We start from the raw sequence: 513 nt of genomic DNA on the forward strand, positions 1-513 counted from the left end.
TGGCGCCCTACGTCCTCCCGGTCCAGGCGTTCCAGGCGCAGCGTGGTCACGCGCGGGTGGCGGGACAGCTCGGACAGCGGCGTTTCCACGGGACGGTGGGTGATCACCAGGAGCACGCCTGCCTGGGCCACGTTCCTGGCCAGGAAACTCAGCAACTCGCGAGTGGCGGCGTCGGCCCAGTGCAGGTCCTCGATCAAGACAACCAGCGGCTGGTCCGCGGCCACCCGCTCGATCAGGGACAGGACCTCCTCGAACAGCCGGTGCTTGCCGCCTTCCCCGCCGCCCGCCTCGCCGAGCTCCGGAAACCAGCGTGCCAGTTGGCGGTAGGGGCCCGGCAGTATCCCTTCGACCCGGATCAGCCTGCGCAGCACCGTCACGAACGGCGCGTACGGCAGGCCGTCGCTGCCCAGTTCCGCGCAGGCACCCGCGACCACCCGCACCTCCGGCCCCAGCGTGCGCGCGAACTCGGCCAGCAGTCGCGACTTGCCGATCCCCGCTTCCCCGGCCACCAGC

1 protein-coding gene is annotated in these 513 nt (G+C 71.7%); it reads right to left on the reverse strand.

From position 1 onward, the window contains the following. On the reverse strand, positions 1 to 513 hold a 513-nt coding region (locus KME80_RS49870; protein WP_219520136.1), incomplete at both ends, for an AAA family ATPase.

Source organism: Nonomuraea ceibae (assembly GCF_019396325.1).
Taxonomy (GTDB): Bacteria; Actinomycetota; Actinomycetes; order Streptosporangiales; family Streptosporangiaceae; genus Nonomuraea; species Nonomuraea ceibae.